Origin of the sequence: Pelomonas cellulosilytica (genome assembly GCF_021353265.1) — a bacterium.
Classification (GTDB): Bacteria; Pseudomonadota; Gammaproteobacteria; order Burkholderiales; family Burkholderiaceae_C; genus Pelomonas; species Pelomonas cellulosilytica.
The window spans coordinates 872247-887960 of record NZ_JAJTWU010000001.1 but is presented as its reverse complement, the minus strand read 5'-3'; the positions used below and the strand labels follow the sequence as shown (position 1 = coordinate 887960).

Sequence of the window (15714 nt, the reverse complement as noted above, 5' to 3'; positions counted from 1 at the left end):
GCCAGGGTCAGGGGTTGGCAGCGACGCCCTGCGACTGCGACAGGCCCCAGACGTAGGCGGCCAGCACCTTGATCTGCTCGGGCGTGAGGCGCTCGCCATGGGCCGGCATCACATTGTGCTTGCCGTTGTTGACCATGGCCATCACCGCCGCCTCGCCCCAGCCGTGCAGCCAGATCTTGTCGGTCAGGTTGGGCGCGCCCAGCGCCTGGGTGCCCTTGCCTTCCGGCCCGTGGCAAGCCGCACAGGCCGCGAACTTAGGCTTGCCGAGCTGCGCGTACAGCTCGTTGTGCGGGCTACCCGACAGCGACAGCACGTAGTTGGCGACGTTGCGGACGTCCTCGCTCGTGCCCACCGCCGGCGCCATGACGGGCATGTTGCCCTCGCGGCCCTTGGTGATGGTCTCGACGATGGTGTCGTAGCTGCCGCCCCAGAGCCAGTCGTTGTCGGTCAGATTCGGGAAGCCCTTAGAGCCCTTGGCGTCGGCGCCGTGGCACTGCGCACAGTTGTTGGCGAACAGCCGCTCGCCGATGGCGTGGGCCTTGGGATCCTTGGCCAGTTGCTCGGGCGCCATGCCGTTGAAGGCGGCGTAGACCGGCGCCATGGCGGCGCGCGTCTGCGCCACTTCGGCGGCATGCTCACCCAGGCTCGTCCAGCCGAGCTTGCCGGCACTGCTGCCGAGTCCCGGGTAGAGCGCGAGGTACGCGCCGGCGAACACGATGGTCAAGACGAACAGGCCCATCCACCACAGCGGCAGCGGGTTGTTCAGTTCACGCAGGTCCTCGTCCCAGATGTGGCCGGTGGTGTTGTCGGCGGCGGACGGCTGGCGGCGGCTGGCAATGATCAGCAGCACGACGCAGGCCACGAGGCCCAGCACGGTGACTGCAGCGACAAAGGTCGACCAGCCCGGGCTGATGAAGTCACTCATTGCTCATCTCCTTCGAAAGGCAGTTGCGCGGCGGCTTCGAAACGGCCGCGCCAGGCCCAGACGACGATGCCCACGAAGACCGCCAGCGACACGACGGTCACGGCGATACGGAGTTCGTTGATGCCCATGATTCGGGCTCCTTACTTGTTCGCGGTGCCAAGCACCTGCAGGTAGGCGATCAGCGCGTCCAGCTCGGTCTTGCCGGCCACGTCCTGGGCGGAGGACTGCACCTCGGCCTCGGTGTAGGGCACGCCCAGCGTGCGCATCGCACCCAGCCGCGCCGGCATGCCGGCGGCGTCCACCGGCGAGGCTGCCAGCCACGGATAGGCGGGCATGTTGGACTCGGGCACGAGGTCGCGCGGGTTGTTCAGGTGGATGCGGTGCCAGTCGTCGCTGTACTTCGTGCCGACGCGGGCCAGGTCCGGACCGGTGCGCTTGCTGCCCCACTGGAACGGGTGGTCGTAGACGAACTCGCCCGCCGTGGAGTACTTGCCGTAACGCAGCGTCTCCGCGGCCAGCGGCCGGATCATCTGCGAGTGGCAGTTGTAGCAACCTTCGCGCAGATAGATGTCACGTCCGGCCAGCTGCAGCGCGGTGTAGGGCTTGAGGCCCGGCGCCGGCTGGGTTGTCGAGCGTTGGAAGAACAGCGGCACGATCTCGACGACGCCGCCAACCAGCACGGTCAGCAGCACCAGCACGATCATCAGCAAGTTGCTGGTTTCGATGCGCTGGTGGCCGGAGACGGCTTGGGAATGGGTGCTCATGGAATCTCCTTCAGGCGTGGGCCAGCGCGGGGGCGGGGATGCGCACGGGTTCGGCACGGCCGGCCTGCACGGTCTTGATGACGTTCCAGCTCATGATGACCATGCCGGCCAGGTAGAGCAGACCGCCGCCCAGGCGGATCACGTAGAACGGCCAGGTCGCCTTGACGCCTTCGACGAAGGTGTAGACCAGCGTGCCGTCCGGGTTGACCGCGCGCCACATCAGGCCCTGCATGACACCGGCAATCCACATCGCGGCGATGTAGAGCACGATGCCCAGCGTCGCGACCCAGAAGTGCAGCTCGATAGCGCGCTTGGAGTACATCTGCGTGCGGCCGAACATGCGCGGGATCAGGTGGTACAGGCAGCCCATCGAGACCAGGCCCACCCAGCCGAGGGCGCCGCTGTGCACGTGGCCGACGGTCCAGTCGGTGTAGTGCGACAGCGAGTTGACCGTCTTGATCGACATCATCGGGCCCTCGAACGTGCTCATGCCGTAGAACGACAGCGACACGATGAGGAACTTCAAGATGGGATCGTCACGCAGCTTGTGCCAGGCACCGCTGAGGGTCATGATCCCGTTGATCATGCCGCCCCAGCTCGGCGCCAGCAGCACGAGGCTGAAGATCATGCCGATGCTCTGCGCCCAGTCGGGCAGCGCGGTGTAGTGCAGGTGGTGCGGACCCGCCCACATGTACGTGAAGATCAGCGCCCAGAAGTGGACGATGGACAGGCGGTAGCTGTAGACCGGACGCTCGGCCTGCTTCGGGATGTAGTAGTACATCATCCCGAGGAAGCCGGCGGTCAGGAAGAAGCCCACCGCGTTATGGCCGTACCACCACTGCACCATCGCGTCTTGCACGCCGGCATAGGCGGAGTAGCTCTTGGTGAGGCTGACCGGGATCTCGGCGCTGTTGACGATGTGCAGCAGGGCCACGGCGATGATGAAGGCGCCGAAGAACCAGTTGGCCACGTAGATGTGCCGGATCTTGCGCGTGCCCACCGTGCCGAAGAAGACGACGGCATAGGACACCCAGACGACGGCGATCAGCAGGTCGATCGGCCATTCCAGCTCGGCATATTCCTTGCCGGTCGTGTAGCCCAGCGGCAGCGAAATGGCGGCCAGCAGGATGACCAGCTGCCAGCCCCAGAACGTGAACCAGCCCAACTTGGGCAGGAACAGCTTGGTCTGGCCGGTGCGCTGCACCACGTGGTAGCTGGTCGCGAACAGCGTACAGCCGCCGAAGGCGAAGATGACCGCGTTCGTGTGCAGCGGGCGCAGGCGGCCGTAGCTCAGCCAGGGAATGCCCAGGTTCAGGTCTGGCCAGGCCAGCTGGGCGGCAATGATGACGCCCACCAGCATCCCCACCACACCCCACAGGACCGCGGCCAGCGCAAATGCGCGTACAGGTCCGTCTTCGTATGTTGCCCCGGTGGTGGCCAGGGCTTTTTCGTTCGCCATCGCGACTCCTTCAGTCTGATGGAAACGATTCTTCTAGGGAGGGGGCTCAGGGGCCTTGATCCTCGTCAAGCAGGATGCGTTCCCCCTCGTGGGCGAGGTCATCGAGTTGTCCGGAGTTCACGGCCCAGCCGAACACGGCCACGATGAGCAGCACGAGCACCACCGAAAAGGGGATGAGGAGATAGAGGATGTCCATGTCAGTGGGAACTGTCTGCTAGCAGGGCGGTAGGTGATGTGTCAGCGTGCCAGGCGTTGCGCATTGAGCACAACGAACAGCGAGCTTGCCGCCATGCCGATGCCCGCGGCCAGCGGTGGCAGCCAGCCGGCCAGCGCCAGCGGCACGCAGGCCAGGTTGTAGAGGGCCGCCCAGCCCAGGTTCTGGCGCAGCACGCGGCGGGTCTTGTGCGCCAGCCGCAGCGCCTGCGGCAACGCCATCAAGCGGTTGGACACGAGCAGTGCATCCGCGGCGCCGCGCGCCAGCATGGCGCCCTGCCCCATCGCGATGCGCACGTCGGCCGCGGCCAGCACGGGCGCGTCGTTGATACCGTCGCCCACCATCAGCACGCGTTCGCCCGCCGCCTGCCAGCCGCGCACGGCGGCGAGCTTGGAATCGGGCGTGGCCGAGGCCTTCCAGTCGGCGATGCCCATTTGCTCCGCCATGCGCGCGACAGCCACCGGCTGGTCGCCCGACAGCAACCGCACACGCTGACCGGCCGCCTTCAGCGCGGCCACCGCATCGGCCGCATCGGCACGCGGCGCCTCGGCCAGGTCCACCCACAGCACGCAGTCCGCGCAACCGAAGGCCAGGCGCGCATCCGGCTCGAGCTGCGGGCTGACCCAGGCCGGCGCGCCGAGACGCCAGCGCCGGCCGGTCGCATCGCGTGCCTCCACGCCACGGCCAGCCACTTCACGAACGTCAAGCCAGACACCGGCAGGCGTGCCATCCATGAGCGCGCGGGCATGCGGATGACGCGACAGCGCGGCCAGGCCGCGCGCCATGCCCAGTAGCACGTCGGCGTCCGCGCCACGTGCCCAGTGGTGGCGCAGCGTCAGCCGGTCCTCGCTGAGCGTGCCGGTCTTGTCGAAGACGACGGTCTCGACCGTGCACATCCGGTCCAGCGCAGACAGGTCGGCCAGCAGCAGCCCGCGCCGGGCCAGTGCGCCGCTGGCGGTGAGCCAGGCCGCGGGCGCGGCCAGCGTCAGCGCGCAGGGGCAGGTCACGATGAGCACGGCGACGGCGACGGCCACCGCGCGAGAAGGGTCAATCCACCACCACGCCAGGCCCGCCGCCAACGCCAGCGCCAACACGACCGCCGTGAAACCGGCCGCGACACGGTCCAGCACGCCACCGGCCAGCGGGCGCTGGCTCTGCGCCTGCTGCATCAGCCGAACTATGCCCTGGGCTGTCGTGTCCTCGCCGACACGCTGCACGGCCACGACGAGCGGCGCGTCCACATTGACGCTGCCGGCCACGACCGCATCGCCCGGAGCCTTGGCCACCGGCGCCGACTCGCCGGTCAGCAGTGCCTCGTTGACCCAGCCCTGCCCCGACAGTACGACGCCGTCGGCCGCGAACGCCTCGCCCGCGGCAATGCGGATGTGGTCGCCCGCGCGCAACGCCTCAGGCACGACGCGCTCGCTCGTGCCGTCATCCCGCAAACGCTCCGCCGCCGTCGGCAGCGCGCCGGCCACGGCCTCCAGCGCCTCGGCGGCCCGATGGCGCGCGCCCAGCTCGAACCAGCGCGCCAGCAGCAGCAGCGCGACGAACATCGTCAGCGAGTCGAAATAGACCTCATGGCCCAGCACGCCACCCGGGTCGAACAGCGCGCCGCTGCTGGCCACGAAGGTGACCGCGATGCCCAGCGCCACCGGCACGTCCATGCCCAGCCGCCCGGCGCGCAGCTGGTGCCACGCGCCACGGAAGAACGGCGCCGCGGCGAACAGCATGACCGGCAGCGTCATCACCCAGCTGGCCCAGCGCAGCAGCCGGTCCAGGTCACTGGTCAGCTCGCCGGGCCCGGCTACATAGGCCGGCGTGGCCATCATCATGACCTGCATCATCAGGAAGCCGGCGACGAACAGCCGCCACAGCGCCTGGCGCTTTTCCTGGCGACGCAGCTCGCGCGCCGGCGCGGCGACGTCCGGCGTCACGTCGTAACCCACGGCCTTGAGCGCAGCAAGCACGTCGGCCAACGCGACATGTGACGGCCGCCAACGCAGTGCCAGCCGAGCCGATGCCGGGTTCACGCGCGCCTCGGCCACGCCCGGCAGCTTCAGCAGCTCGCCTTCGATGATGCCGGAGCAGGCCGCGCAATGGATGCCGCCCACCTGGAACTGCGACAGCGCGGCACCGTCCGGCCCGTCGGGCCAGGTCGTGAAGGGGGCAAGGAGGCTTGCGTCGGCTTCAGCTGCCAGCAAGCCAGGGGGAGAGGCGCTCACGCCGATAATCTAGGCTGCACCTCCCCCGCGACCCATGACCTGCATCAAAGCAATCGCATCCGCCGTCCTGTACCTGGCCGCCACTGCCGCATACGCTCAGGACGCCCCGCAGCAACTGCGCAGCATCCCGCTGACGGCGGGCATGCACGTCATCCAGGCCGAGGTTGCCATCTCGCCGCAGGAGCGCGCAACCGGGCTGATGCACCGCAAGAGCATGCCGGCGAACAACGGCATGCTGTTCGTCTTCGAGGAAGCCAACCCACAGTGCTTCTGGATGAAGAACACGCTGCTGCCGCTGTCCATCGCCTTCATCGCCGAGGACGGTACGGTCGTCAATATCGCTGACATGAAGCCCATGGACGAAACCTCGCACTGCTCGGCCAAGCCGGTGCGCTACGCGCTGGAGATGAACCAGGGCTGGTTCGCCAAGCGCGGCATCAAGGCCGGCAGCAAGCTGGGCGGCCAGCCCTGGGCGGCGCGCTAAGGGCCTCTCTTCCGCCCCGCCCTGCTGAACGCGGACGGCCCGGCGCTCGGTCGGCGACGGCTACGTCGCGGTCGTCCGGGAATGCCTCTTGCATGCCTGCTGGTCTCCTTCAGTGACTCAGGAGGCTAGGCCATGTCGGATCTTTCGGAACCCGTCGGCACGTCGGACACGACGTTCTCTCACGTCAAGCCAGGCGACACGCCCTGGCGGAGCGACGGACTCAGGGATTTCTTCCTCTACCGCGACCTGGGCGTGGCCGAAGCCACGAAGGGACGGGTCATCGCGCACCTTGTGAAGGCGAACATGGCCCCTAAAAAGGGCACGGGCTGGCACCGCCATGAGGCGAACTTCCAGATCGTCATCATGACCAAGGGCTGGGCCAAGTTCATGTACGAGGACCAGGTCACCCTCGTGGAGGCCGGCGATTGCGTGCATCAGCGACCCGGCATCACGCATTACCTGTTCGACTACTCGCCGGACATGGAGTACCTGGAGATCGTGTCGCCGGCCGACTTCAAGACCGTAGAAGTCTCGCCGGCGACGCAGGACATACCGGTGCCCACGCCCTGGGCATGATCTGAGGGGCGCGCTCTCCCGCCAGGAGCACCGGGGAAGGCGCCTCAGAAGTCCATGTCCAGCAGTTCGATCTCCGCGGGTTCCTGCTTGGCCTCGGCGATCCACGCCTGCATCTCCGGCATCGACAGGATCAGGTCGCGGTAGGCCGCACAGTCGGCCGGCAGCGCCACGTCGTAGGTCTGAAAGCGGGTGGCCACCGGAGCGAAGATCGCATCCGCAGCACCTCGCTTCTTGCCGAACAGGAACGGACCGCCGTAGCGGCCGAGGCAGTCGCTCCAGATCTCGACGATGCGTTCGATGTCGGGCTTGGCGCCGGCCCAGATCTTGTGCTTGGGAAAGAGCCCTTTGAGGTTCATGGGCAGCGCGGACCGCAGGTTGGCGAAACCTGAATTCATCTCGCCACAGACCGCACGGGCATGCGCGCGGGCCACGCGGTCCGCGGGCCACAGGCCTGCCTTCGGGAACAGCTCGTTGAGGTATTCGGCAATGGCCACCGTGTTCCAGATCGTGGCGCCTTCATGGCGCAGGCAGGGCACGAGGATGGACGGCGCCAGCAGCAGCAGTTCCCTGCGGGCCCCTTCGTCGTCCGGCGGCACCATGACCTCCGAGAAGCTCAGCCCGGCGAACTGCGCCAGCAGCCAGCCGCGCAGCGACCATGACGAGTAGTTCTTGCTGCTGAGCGTCAACGTGGCCACCGGCATGGGGGCCGCGCGGGACCGGCGGGCGGTGGGCGGGGTCGGCGATGCGACGGGCATGGGCGTCTCCTTCTTGGCCACGCATTCGACGCAAGCGGCATGCCATGCTGGCGCGCTCCTTGCGATATCCGTCTCAAACGAAGGAGACCACGATGTACCCTGCCTACCAGGCCCATGCCGACCTGTTGTGGCCCCTGCGTGCAGCCACGCGGCTGTCGGTCAATTTCCTGCAGGACGCCATGCTGGACCCCGGCTGGTTGCCGGCACGGCAGCTGTCGGCCGCAGGTCGCGTCTTCGAGCTGGCCCAGATCACGCATTCGCGGCCGGACTGGGACATCAAACATGTCGACAGCGGCGGCGAGCGCTGGCCTGTGGCGGAAGAAGTGGTCACGGCAACGCCCTTCGCCACGCTGAGGCGCTTTCGGCGCGAAGGCGCTCCAGCGTCACCGAAGGTGCTGCTGGTGGCGCCGATGTCGGGTCACTTCGCCACGCTGCTGCGCGACACGGCGCGCACGCTGCTGCAGGACCATGACGTCCACGTCACCGACTGGCACAACGTGCGGGATGTACCGCTGTCAGCCGGCCGTTTCGGCCTCGATGAATACACGCAGCACCTGATCGACTTCCTCGCCGCGATGGGCCCGGGCGCCAACGTCGTGGCGGTCTGCCAACCGTGCGTAAGCGCACTGTGCGCCACCGCGCTGATGGCCGAAGAAGACCACCCCGCAACGCCGGCCAGCCTGACGCTGATGGCCGGGCCGATCGACTGCCGCATCAGCCCGACGGAGGTCAACAAGCTGGCCACCAGCAAGCCCATCGAATGGTTTCGCAAGCACCTGATCAGCCATGTGCCATGGCGCCACCGCGGCGCCGGGCGGCGCGTGTACCCGGGCTTCGTGCAGCTGTCGGCCTTCATGAGCATGAACCGCGACCGGCATGCCAACGCGTTCAAGGACTACTACCGCAACCTCGTCACCGAGCAGTTCCCCAAGGCCGAGGTCACGCGGCGCTTCTACGAGGAGTACATGGCCGTGTCCGACCTGTCGGCCGACTTCTACCTAGAGACGGTCGAGCGCGTGTTCCAGACCTACGACCTGCCGCGCGGCCAGATGAAGTTCAAGGGCAGACGCGTGAATCCGGCCGCCATCCGCCGCACGGCGCTGCTGACGGTGGAAGGCGAGCGCGACGACATCTGCGCCGTCGGCCAGACACTGGCCGCGCAGGACCTGGCCAGTAGCCTCAAGCTCTACATGCGCACGCACTACATCCAGCCCAACGTCGGGCACTACGGCGTGTTCAGCGGGCGGCGCTGGCAGCACCAGGTCTATCCGCTCATCCGTCACGTCGTCGCCGTGTCCGGATAAAAAAGCCGGCATGACGCCGGCTTGGTTCGCAGCGACTTCGACTCAGGCGAAGTTGGCCTCGGCGAACTGCCAGTTCACCAGGTTGCTCAGGAAGGTCTCGACGAACTTCGGGCGCAGGTTGCGGTAGTCGATGTAGTAGGCGTGCTCCCAGACATCGATCGTCAGCAGCGCCTTGTCGGCCGTCGTCAGCGGCGTGCCGGCGGCGCCCGTGTTGACGATATCGACCGAGCCATCGGCCTTCTTGACCAGCCAGGTCCAGCCCGAGCCGAAGTTGCCGACGGCGCTCTTCACGAAGGCTTCCTTGAAGGCGGCGTAGCTGCCCCACTTCGCATTGATCGCCGCGGCCAGGGCGCCGGTCGGCTCGCCACCGCCTTGCGGCTTCAGGCAGTTCCAGAAGAAGGTGTGGTTCCAGATCTGCGCCGCGTTGTTGTAGATCGGGCCGGGGTTCGGCGCCTTCTTGATGATCTCTTCCAGCGTCAGGGACTCGTACTCGGTGCCCTTCTGCAGATTGTTGAGGTTCACGACGTAGGCGTTGTGGTGCTTGCCGTGGTGGTACTCCAGCGTTTCCTTGCTGTAGTACTCGCCCAGCGAGTCGATCGGGAAAGGCAGCGGAGGCAGCGTGTGTTCCATCGAGAAATCCTCTGGATGTTGGGGGGAAGGGAAACGCGAATGATTGTAGGGAGAGGGGATCACCCCGGTGGCAAAGGCACTACCCCCAGCACGCGAAGGTCAGCGCTGCCGTCGGCCAGCACCGCGCGCACTTCGTGCCCGGGCAGCAGCGTATGCACGGACGTAATGGCGCGGCCCTCGCCATCGTCCAGCCAGGCGTAGCCCCGCGCCAGCACGTGCCGCGGGTCCAGCGCCTGCAGCCGCGACTGCAGCGCGTCCAGGCGCGCCGCGTCGCGACGCAGGCGGTCGTCCCGGGCGCGATGCTGGCGTTCGGCGAGGTGCGCCAGCCGCTGGTGCTGCAACTCCACGCGACGCCCCGGTGCGGCGGCCGAGCGCTGGGCGAGCAGGTCCAGCAGGCGGCGCTGGCGGGCCAGCACGTCGTTGGGCCGGGACAGGCGAAGTGCAAGGCGATCCAGTCGCTGCGCCAGCGTCTGCAGCCGGTGGTCCAGCCGCAGCGTCAGCGTGCGCTCCAGACCGGCCAACTGCTGCAGCAAGCCCTCGCGGGCCGGCGCGGCGAGTTCGGCGGCGGCGGTGGGCGTCGGGGCGCGCAGATCGGCGGCGAGGTCACACAGCGTCACGTCGGTCTCGTGGCCCACACCGCATACGACCGGCAGCATGGACGACGCCACGGCCCGCACGACGCGCTCGTCGTTGAACGACCAGAGGTCCTCCAGCGAGCCGCCACCGCGCACCAGCAGCAGCAGGTCCACCTCGGCGCGATCGTTGGCCGCGCGCAGCGCGCTGACGAGGCCGGGCGGCGCGTCGGCGCCCTGCACGGGGCTGGGGTAGACGATGACCTCGACCTGGGGCGCCCGGCGGGCCAGCGCCGTCAGCACGTCATGCAGCGCCGCGCCTGCGGTAGACGTGACGACACCGACGCGCCGCGGCAGCGCCGGCAGCGGGCGCTTGCGCTCGGCGGCGAACAGGCCTTCGGCGGTCAGCCGTTCGCGCAAGCGCAGGAATTGTTCGTACAGCGTGCCGGCGCCCGCGCGGCGCATGGCCTCCACGACGAACTGCAGCTCGCCACGCGGCTCGTAGACCGCCACGCGGCCGCGCAGCTCGACGAGGGCGCCCTCGGTGGGCGTGAAGTCCAGCATCGCGGCGGCACGGCGGAACATCGCGCAGCGCAGGCTGGCCGCCTGGCCATCGGCGTCCTTCACCCCGAAGTAGCAATGACCGCTGGCCGCCCGCGTGAAGCCGGTGATCTCGCCCCCCACGGTGACGACCGAGAAACGCTCCGCCAGGCTCTGCGAGATCGCCTCGACCAAGCCCGCGACACCCCAGACACGCCGATTCGATGCGGCTTCGCGCGGCTCAATCACGCGCCAACCCAATGCTGGCGCGGGCCGGGAAGTCCACAGCCGCGCCAGCACTGGGCTGGCGGGCGATTTCGGCTCATGCGGCGTGTCATATGCGCGTCATGAGCACATAAGGCCTTGTTTTTCAATTCGAATTTCACTGCTCAAATTGGAGGCAAATTGTCCAAAGCCTTGATTTGACGGCCCGCGCGGGCCACATGCCCCAGGTTGCCCACAAAGTTGTCCACAGCTGCGGTGGATTGTGGGAGCGTTCGCGTTGGGGGTGGCGGCTCGCCCGGCAAGCCACAGGCCTGGGGCCATAATCCCGCGACTCGCGGCCGCCACGGCCGCTTCTCTCGACGAGGACGATCAACTTGTTTTCGATCATACAAGCCGCCGGCTGGCCGATCTGGCCCTTGCTCCTGTGTTCCGTCGTGGCGCTGGCCCTCATCATCGAAAGGATCTCCAGCCTGCGCGCCAAGCGCGTCCTGCCGCCGCGGCTGTTGGAGGACGTGCTCAACGTCAGCGCCCAGCAACTGCCGACGCCGGACATGGTCGACCGCCTGGCGGAGAACTCGCTGCTGGGCGAGGTGCTGGCGTCCGGCCTGCGCGCCGTCGCGGCCGAGCCGCAGATGCCCGAAGGCAAGCTGCGTCAGGTGTTCGAGTTCGCCGGCCGCCGCGCCGTGCACCAGCTCGAGCGCTACATGAACACGCTCGGCACCATCGCCACGGCCGCGCCGCTGCTGGGCCTCATGGGCACTGTGGTGGGCATGATCGAGATCTTCGGCAGCCAGACACCCGGCGGGAACAACCCGGCGCAGTTGGCGCATGGCATCTCGATCGCGCTCTACAACACCGCCTTCGGCCTGATGATCGCGATCCCTTCGCTGATGTTCTACCGCTACTTCCGCGGCAAGATCGAGGAGTACGTGCTGGAGCTCGAAGCCGCCGCCGACCGTCTGTTGGGCCAGCTGCGCCGCTACACGGTCTGACGCCATGAAGTTCCGCGCTCCGCACCGCGAACCGCCGGAGATCAATCTGATCCCGTTCATCGACGTGCTGTTGGTGATCCTGATCTTCCTGATGCTGTCGACGACGTACTCCAAGTTCACCGAGCTGCAGATCACGCTGCCGTCGGCGGATGCCGAGAAGCTGAAAGACCGGCCGCAGGAAGTCATCGTCGGCATCGCGCCGGACGGACGCTTCGTCATCAACCGGCAACCGGTGGAAGGCCGCTCGGTCGACATCCTCGTCACCGCGCTGCGCCAGGCCTCCGGCGGCAACAATGACGCGTCGCTCATCATCTCGGCCGATGCGGCCACGCCCCACCAGGCGGTCATCAACGTGATGGACGCAGCCCGCCGGGTGGGCCTCACGCGTGTCACTTTCGCCGCGCAGACCGACGCTCGCTGATCGCCTGCAGGCCCAGTGGCTGACCGGCGGACCGTTGTCCGCCGCGCTACTGCCGCTGAGCTGGCTCTACCGCGGGCTGCTGGCGCTCCGGGCGACCGCCTACCGGCTGGGCCTGCAGCGCACGGAAACCCTCCCCGTGCCGGTCATCGTCGTCGGCAACTGGATCGTCGGCGGCGCCGGCAAGACGCCCACGACGCTGGCCCTGCTGGACTTGTTGCGCACGCGCGGCCTGCGCGCGGGTGTGATCTCCCGCGGCTATGGGCGAGACGGCGATGGCGTGCTGCGCGTAACGCGTCAGACCACGGCCCGCGAGGCGGGTGACGAGCCGCTGCTGATCCACCTGCGCGGCCGTGTGCCCGTCGCCGTCGGTCGCGACCGCGTTGCCGCCGCTCGCGCCCTGCTGGCGGCTCACCCGGAACTGGACGTGCTCGTCAGCGACGACGGGCTGCAGCACTGGCGGCTGCCCCGGGCGCTGAGCGTGCTGGTCTTCGACGAGCGCGGGCTGGGCAACGGCCGCCTGCTGCCCGCCGGCCCGCTGAGACAACCACCCGAGCCCCTGCCGCCGCGCCACCTGGTGGTCTACAACGCGCCGGCCGCCAGTACCGCCCTGCCCGGCTTCGTCGCCCGCCGCTGGCTGGCCGGGGCCGTGCCGCTGGCCGGCTGGTGGGCGGGCGATCCCGCAAGCCTGGAGACGCTGCACGCCCTACGTTCACGAGCTGGCCTGCTGGCGGTGGCCGGCGTTGCGCGGCCACAGCGCTTCTTCGACATGCTGGCCGCGCAAGGCCTGCGGGTCGAGCCCGTCCCCTTGCCCGACCACGCCGACTTCTCTGCCCTACCCTGGCCCGCCGACGCGGTCGGCGTGCTGCTGACCGAGAAGGACGCGGTCAAGCTGACTCCCGAACGCGTCGGCGCGACGCCCGTGTGGGTCGTGACGCTAGACTTTGCACCCGGTGCCGGCTTCGACGCCGCCATGATTTCCCAACTGCAAGAACTTTCCCTGGTCGCCTGATGGATCAACGCCTCATCGAAATGCTGGTCTGCCCGCTGTGCAAGGGGCCGTTGACGCTGCTGCGCGAGGGCGAGCTGCCGGCCCTGGCCTGCCGGGCTGACCGGCTGGCCTTCCCGATTCGCGACGGCATCCCGCTGATGCTCGAGAGCGAGGCACGCCCGTGGGACCCTGAGGCCGCCAGCGCCCCCGTGCAGCTGGCACCGGCGGAGTGATGGGTTTCACCGTGGTCATTCCGGCGCGACTCGCGTCGACGCGGCTGCCGAACAAGCCGCTCGCCGACATCGGCGGACTGCCGATGATCGTGCACGTGGCCCGGCGCGCCGAGCAGTCGCGCGCTACGCAGGTGGTCGTTGCCACCGATGCGCCCGAGGTCGCCGCCGCCTGCGCGTCGCACGGCGTGCACGCGTTGATGACGCGGGCCGACCACCCATCGGGCAGCGACCGACTCGCCGAAGCCGTCGAGCAACTCGCGCTGGCGGATGACGCTGTCGTCGTCAACGTACAGGGTGACGAGCCGCTGATCGCGCCGGCGATGATTGATGCGTGCGCCGCCACGCTGGAGGAGCAGACGGATTGCGTCATGGCCACTGTCGCCCATGCGCTGACGGATGCCGCGGAGTTCGCCAATCCGAACGTCGTCAAGCTCGTCACCGACAAGGCGGGCCGGGCGCTCTACTTCTCCCGTGCGCCCATCGCCTGGTGGCGTGACGGCGGCGGCCAGCCGCGCGGCGCGCTGCGGCACGTGGGCCTGTACGCCTACCGCGCCGGCTTCCTGCGCCGCTTTCCCACGCTGGCCGTCAGCCCACTGGAGCAGGTCGAATCGCTGGAACAGTTGCGCGTGCTCTGGCATGGCGAGCGCATTGCCGTGCATGTCAGTGAGGAACGCCCCGGCCCCGGCGTCGACACCCCCGAGGATCTGGCGCGTGTGAGGCTGTTGATCGGGGGCTGAGCAGCTCGCCAGCGTCAGGCCTGCGAAAGTCCACATGCGATACTGGATCCTGAGCTGAGGCGGGGCTTTCACGGCCCCGACACAACAAGGAGACCCATGCGACTGATTCTTCTGGGCGCCCCGGGCGCCGGCAAAGGCACCCAGGCCGCCTTCATCTGCAAGCAATTCGGCATTCCGCAGATTTCGACGGGCGACATGCTGCGCGCAGCCATCAAGGCAGGCACGCCGCTGGGCCTCGCCGCCAAGGCCGTCATGGATTCGGGCGCCCTGGTCAGTGACGACATCATCATCGGCCTTGTCAAGGAACGCATTGCGCAGCCGGACTGCGCAGCCGGCTTCCTGTTCGACGGCTTCCCGCGCACCATCCCCCAGGCCGATGCGATGAAGGCCGCTGGCGTCAAGCTGGACTACGTGCTGGAGATCGACGTGCCCTTTGACGCGATCATTGAGCGCATGAGCGGCCGTCGCGTGCACGTGGCCTCAGGCCGCACCTACCACGTGAAGTTCAACCCGCCCAAGGTCGCAGGCAAGGACGACGCAACGGGCGAGGACCTGATTCAGCGCGAAGACGACAAGGAAGACACCGTTCGCAAGCGCCTGGACGTCTACCAGGCGCAGACGCGCCCTCTGGTGGACTATTACTCCCAGTGGGCCGCGACGGGCGACTCCAACGCGCCCAAGTACCGGCGCATCGAAGGTCTGGGTTCGGTCGAGGACATCACAGGCCGCGCGCTCGCCGCTCTGGCCTGATCTCTGCTTGCTGACAAAGCCGCGGCGCGCGAGCCCCGCGGCTTTTTTGTTGGCGACAATTGACGTTCACGTCAATTGGAAGCGCCCGACCCGGCGTTACCCCACCCCAGGAGATCCTTATCATGGAAATCGCAGGCAAGGTGTTCATCGTCACCGGCGGCGCCTCTGGCCTCGGCGAAGGCACGGCACACATGCTGGCCGCGCACGGCGGCAAGGTCGTCATCGCGGACCTGCAGGTCGAACGTGGCCAGGCACTGGCCGAGGAACTCGGCGGCGTCTTCGTCAGATGCGACGTCAGCCAGGAGGCCGATGGCCAGGCAGCCGTCGCCGCCGCCACGGCCCTTGGCAAGCTCGTCGGTCTCGTGAACTGCGCCGGCATTGCGCCCGCGGTCAAGACGGTCGGCAAGGACGGCGCGCATCCACTCGCTAGCTTCACCAAGACCATCACGATCAACCTGATCGGGACGTTCAACATGATCCGCCTGGCAGCCGAGGCCATGGCGAGGAACGAACCGGAACCTACCGGCGAGCGCGGCGTGCTGATCTCCACTGCGTCAGTTGCAGCGTACGACGGCCAGATCGGCCAAGCGGCGTACTCTGCCTCCAAGGGCGGCGTCGTCGGCATGACGCTGCCGATCGCCCGCGACCTGGCCCGCAACGGCATCCGCAACATGACGATCGCACCCGGCATCTTCGGCACGCCGATGCTGTTCGGCATGCCGCAGGAGGTGCAGGACGCGCTGGCGGCCAGCGTGCCGTTTCCAAGCCGGCTCGGCCGGCCGGATGACTATGCCAAGCTCGTCCACCAGATCGTCACGAACGACATGCTCAACGGCGAGGTGATCCGGCTGGACGGCGCCATCCGAATGGCACCGAAATAAATCGGCTGGCGCCATGAAAAAGGGCCCGGCGTTGACCGG

Annotated in this window: 19 protein-coding genes; 10 read left to right on the top strand and 9 right to left on the bottom strand. The window is 68.1% G+C overall.

The genetic code is table 11. From position 1 onward, the window contains the following. Nucleotides 1-7: 7 nt before the first annotated feature. From ccoP to LXT13_RS03800, 6 genes are read right to left on the bottom strand one after another with little or no spacing between them, the layout of a single operon-like run. Nucleotides 8-925 carry a cytochrome-c oxidase, cbb3-type subunit III gene (gene ccoP / locus LXT13_RS03825; protein ID WP_233370270.1) on the bottom strand — a complete coding sequence of 306 codons (918 nt, stop codon included), beginning with the start codon at nucleotides 923-925 and terminating at the stop codon, nucleotides 8-10. Continuing rightward, the gene (locus tag LXT13_RS03820; RefSeq protein ID WP_233370269.1) at nucleotides 922-1053 is read right to left on the bottom strand and encodes a cbb3-type cytochrome oxidase subunit 3; all 132 of its coding nucleotides are present in this window, start codon (nucleotides 1051-1053) and stop codon (nucleotides 922-924) included. The genes ccoP and LXT13_RS03820 overlap by 4 nt, the downstream gene beginning before the upstream one ends. Before the next feature lie 12 nt (nucleotides 1054-1065). After that, nucleotides 1066-1689: a cytochrome-c oxidase, cbb3-type subunit II gene (ccoO, locus tag LXT13_RS03815; protein ID WP_233370268.1), complete on the bottom strand. Its 624-nt coding sequence runs from the start codon at nucleotides 1687-1689 to the stop codon at nucleotides 1066-1068. 10 nt (nucleotides 1690-1699) lie between these two features. Then, entirely contained in the window at nucleotides 1700-3148 is a 1449-nt protein-coding gene (gene ccoN / locus LXT13_RS03810; RefSeq protein WP_233370267.1) for a cytochrome-c oxidase, cbb3-type subunit I, read from the bottom strand. A gap of 46 nt (nucleotides 3149-3194) precedes the next feature. Beyond that, entirely contained in the window at nucleotides 3195-3344 is a 150-nt protein-coding gene (ccoS, locus tag LXT13_RS03805; RefSeq protein WP_233370266.1) for a cbb3-type cytochrome oxidase assembly protein CcoS, read from the bottom strand. A 41-nt stretch (nucleotides 3345-3385) separates the two neighbouring features. Then, a complete protein-coding gene (locus LXT13_RS03800) occupies nucleotides 3386-5587 on the bottom strand; it encodes a heavy metal translocating P-type ATPase (RefSeq protein WP_233370265.1) in 2202 nt (733 codons plus the stop codon). A 34-nt stretch (nucleotides 5588-5621) separates the two neighbouring features. Here LXT13_RS03800 and LXT13_RS03795 point away from each other — a divergent pair, with 34 nt between their 5' ends. Then, a complete protein-coding gene (locus LXT13_RS03795; protein ID WP_233370264.1) occupies nucleotides 5622-6071 on the top strand; it encodes a DUF192 domain-containing protein in 450 nt (149 codons plus the stop codon). Between the two features lie 132 nt (nucleotides 6072-6203). Further along, nucleotides 6204-6647, top strand: coding sequence for a cupin domain-containing protein (locus LXT13_RS03790; RefSeq protein WP_233370263.1), 444 nt, complete (start codon nucleotides 6204-6206; stop codon nucleotides 6645-6647). A 44-nt stretch (nucleotides 6648-6691) separates the two neighbouring features. On the opposite strand, the gene LXT13_RS03785 is transcribed toward LXT13_RS03790, so the two are convergent. Next, complete coding sequence (locus tag LXT13_RS03785) at nucleotides 6692-7348, bottom strand: glutathione S-transferase (protein WP_233370320.1); 657 nt, start codon at nucleotides 7346-7348, stop codon at nucleotides 6692-6694. Between the two features lie 146 nt (nucleotides 7349-7494). Here LXT13_RS03785 and LXT13_RS03780 point away from each other — a divergent pair, with 146 nt between their 5' ends. Next, nucleotides 7495-8706 (top strand): polyhydroxyalkanoate depolymerase, encoded by a 1212-nt coding sequence (locus LXT13_RS03780; protein ID WP_233370262.1) that lies wholly within the window; start codon nucleotides 7495-7497, stop codon nucleotides 8704-8706. Between the two features lie 42 nt (nucleotides 8707-8748). Here LXT13_RS03780 and LXT13_RS03775 read toward each other — a convergent pair whose 3' ends face one another. After that, nucleotides 8749-9336, bottom strand: a complete 588-nt coding sequence (locus tag LXT13_RS03775; protein ID WP_233370261.1) for a superoxide dismutase — start codon at nucleotides 9334-9336, stop codon at nucleotides 8749-8751. A gap of 59 nt (nucleotides 9337-9395) precedes the next feature. Further along, the gene (gene xseA, locus LXT13_RS03770; RefSeq protein ID WP_233370260.1) at nucleotides 9396-10697 is read right to left on the bottom strand and encodes an exodeoxyribonuclease VII large subunit; all 1302 of its coding nucleotides are present in this window, start codon (nucleotides 10695-10697) and stop codon (nucleotides 9396-9398) included. A gap of 350 nt (nucleotides 10698-11047) precedes the next feature. On the opposite strand from xseA, the gene LXT13_RS03765 reads away from it, so the two are divergent. The 7 genes from LXT13_RS03765 (at nucleotide 11048) to LXT13_RS03735 (ending at nucleotide 15675) form a co-directional block, all read left to right on the top strand. Beyond that, the gene (locus LXT13_RS03765) at nucleotides 11048-11665 is read left to right on the top strand and encodes a MotA/TolQ/ExbB proton channel family protein (protein WP_233370259.1); all 618 of its coding nucleotides are present in this window, start codon (nucleotides 11048-11050) and stop codon (nucleotides 11663-11665) included. Nucleotides 11666-11669: 4 nt separating this feature from the next. Next, the gene (locus LXT13_RS03760) at nucleotides 11670-12086 is read left to right on the top strand and encodes an ExbD/TolR family protein (RefSeq protein ID WP_233370258.1); all 417 of its coding nucleotides are present in this window, start codon (nucleotides 11670-11672) and stop codon (nucleotides 12084-12086) included. A 34-nt stretch (nucleotides 12087-12120) separates the two neighbouring features. Then, the gene (gene lpxK, locus LXT13_RS03755; RefSeq protein WP_233370257.1) at nucleotides 12121-13095 is read left to right on the top strand and encodes a tetraacyldisaccharide 4'-kinase; all 975 of its coding nucleotides are present in this window, start codon (nucleotides 12121-12123) and stop codon (nucleotides 13093-13095) included. After that, nucleotides 13095-13307, top strand: coding sequence for a Trm112 family protein (locus LXT13_RS03750; protein ID WP_233370256.1), 213 nt, complete (start codon nucleotides 13095-13097; stop codon nucleotides 13305-13307). Before lpxK ends, LXT13_RS03750 begins: the two co-directional genes overlap by 1 nt. Next, the gene (kdsB, locus tag LXT13_RS03745) at nucleotides 13307-14044 is read left to right on the top strand and encodes a 3-deoxy-manno-octulosonate cytidylyltransferase (RefSeq protein ID WP_233370255.1); all 738 of its coding nucleotides are present in this window, start codon (nucleotides 13307-13309) and stop codon (nucleotides 14042-14044) included. Before LXT13_RS03750 ends, kdsB begins: the two co-directional genes overlap by 1 nt. A 96-nt stretch (nucleotides 14045-14140) precedes the next feature. Then, nucleotides 14141-14794, top strand: a complete 654-nt coding sequence (gene adk / locus LXT13_RS03740; RefSeq protein ID WP_233370254.1) for an adenylate kinase — start codon at nucleotides 14141-14143, stop codon at nucleotides 14792-14794. 122 nt (nucleotides 14795-14916) lie between these two features. Next, nucleotides 14917-15675 (top strand): 3-hydroxyacyl-CoA dehydrogenase, encoded by a 759-nt coding sequence (locus LXT13_RS03735; protein WP_233370253.1) that lies wholly within the window; start codon nucleotides 14917-14919, stop codon nucleotides 15673-15675. The last annotated feature ends 39 nt before the right edge of the window (nucleotides 15676-15714 follow it).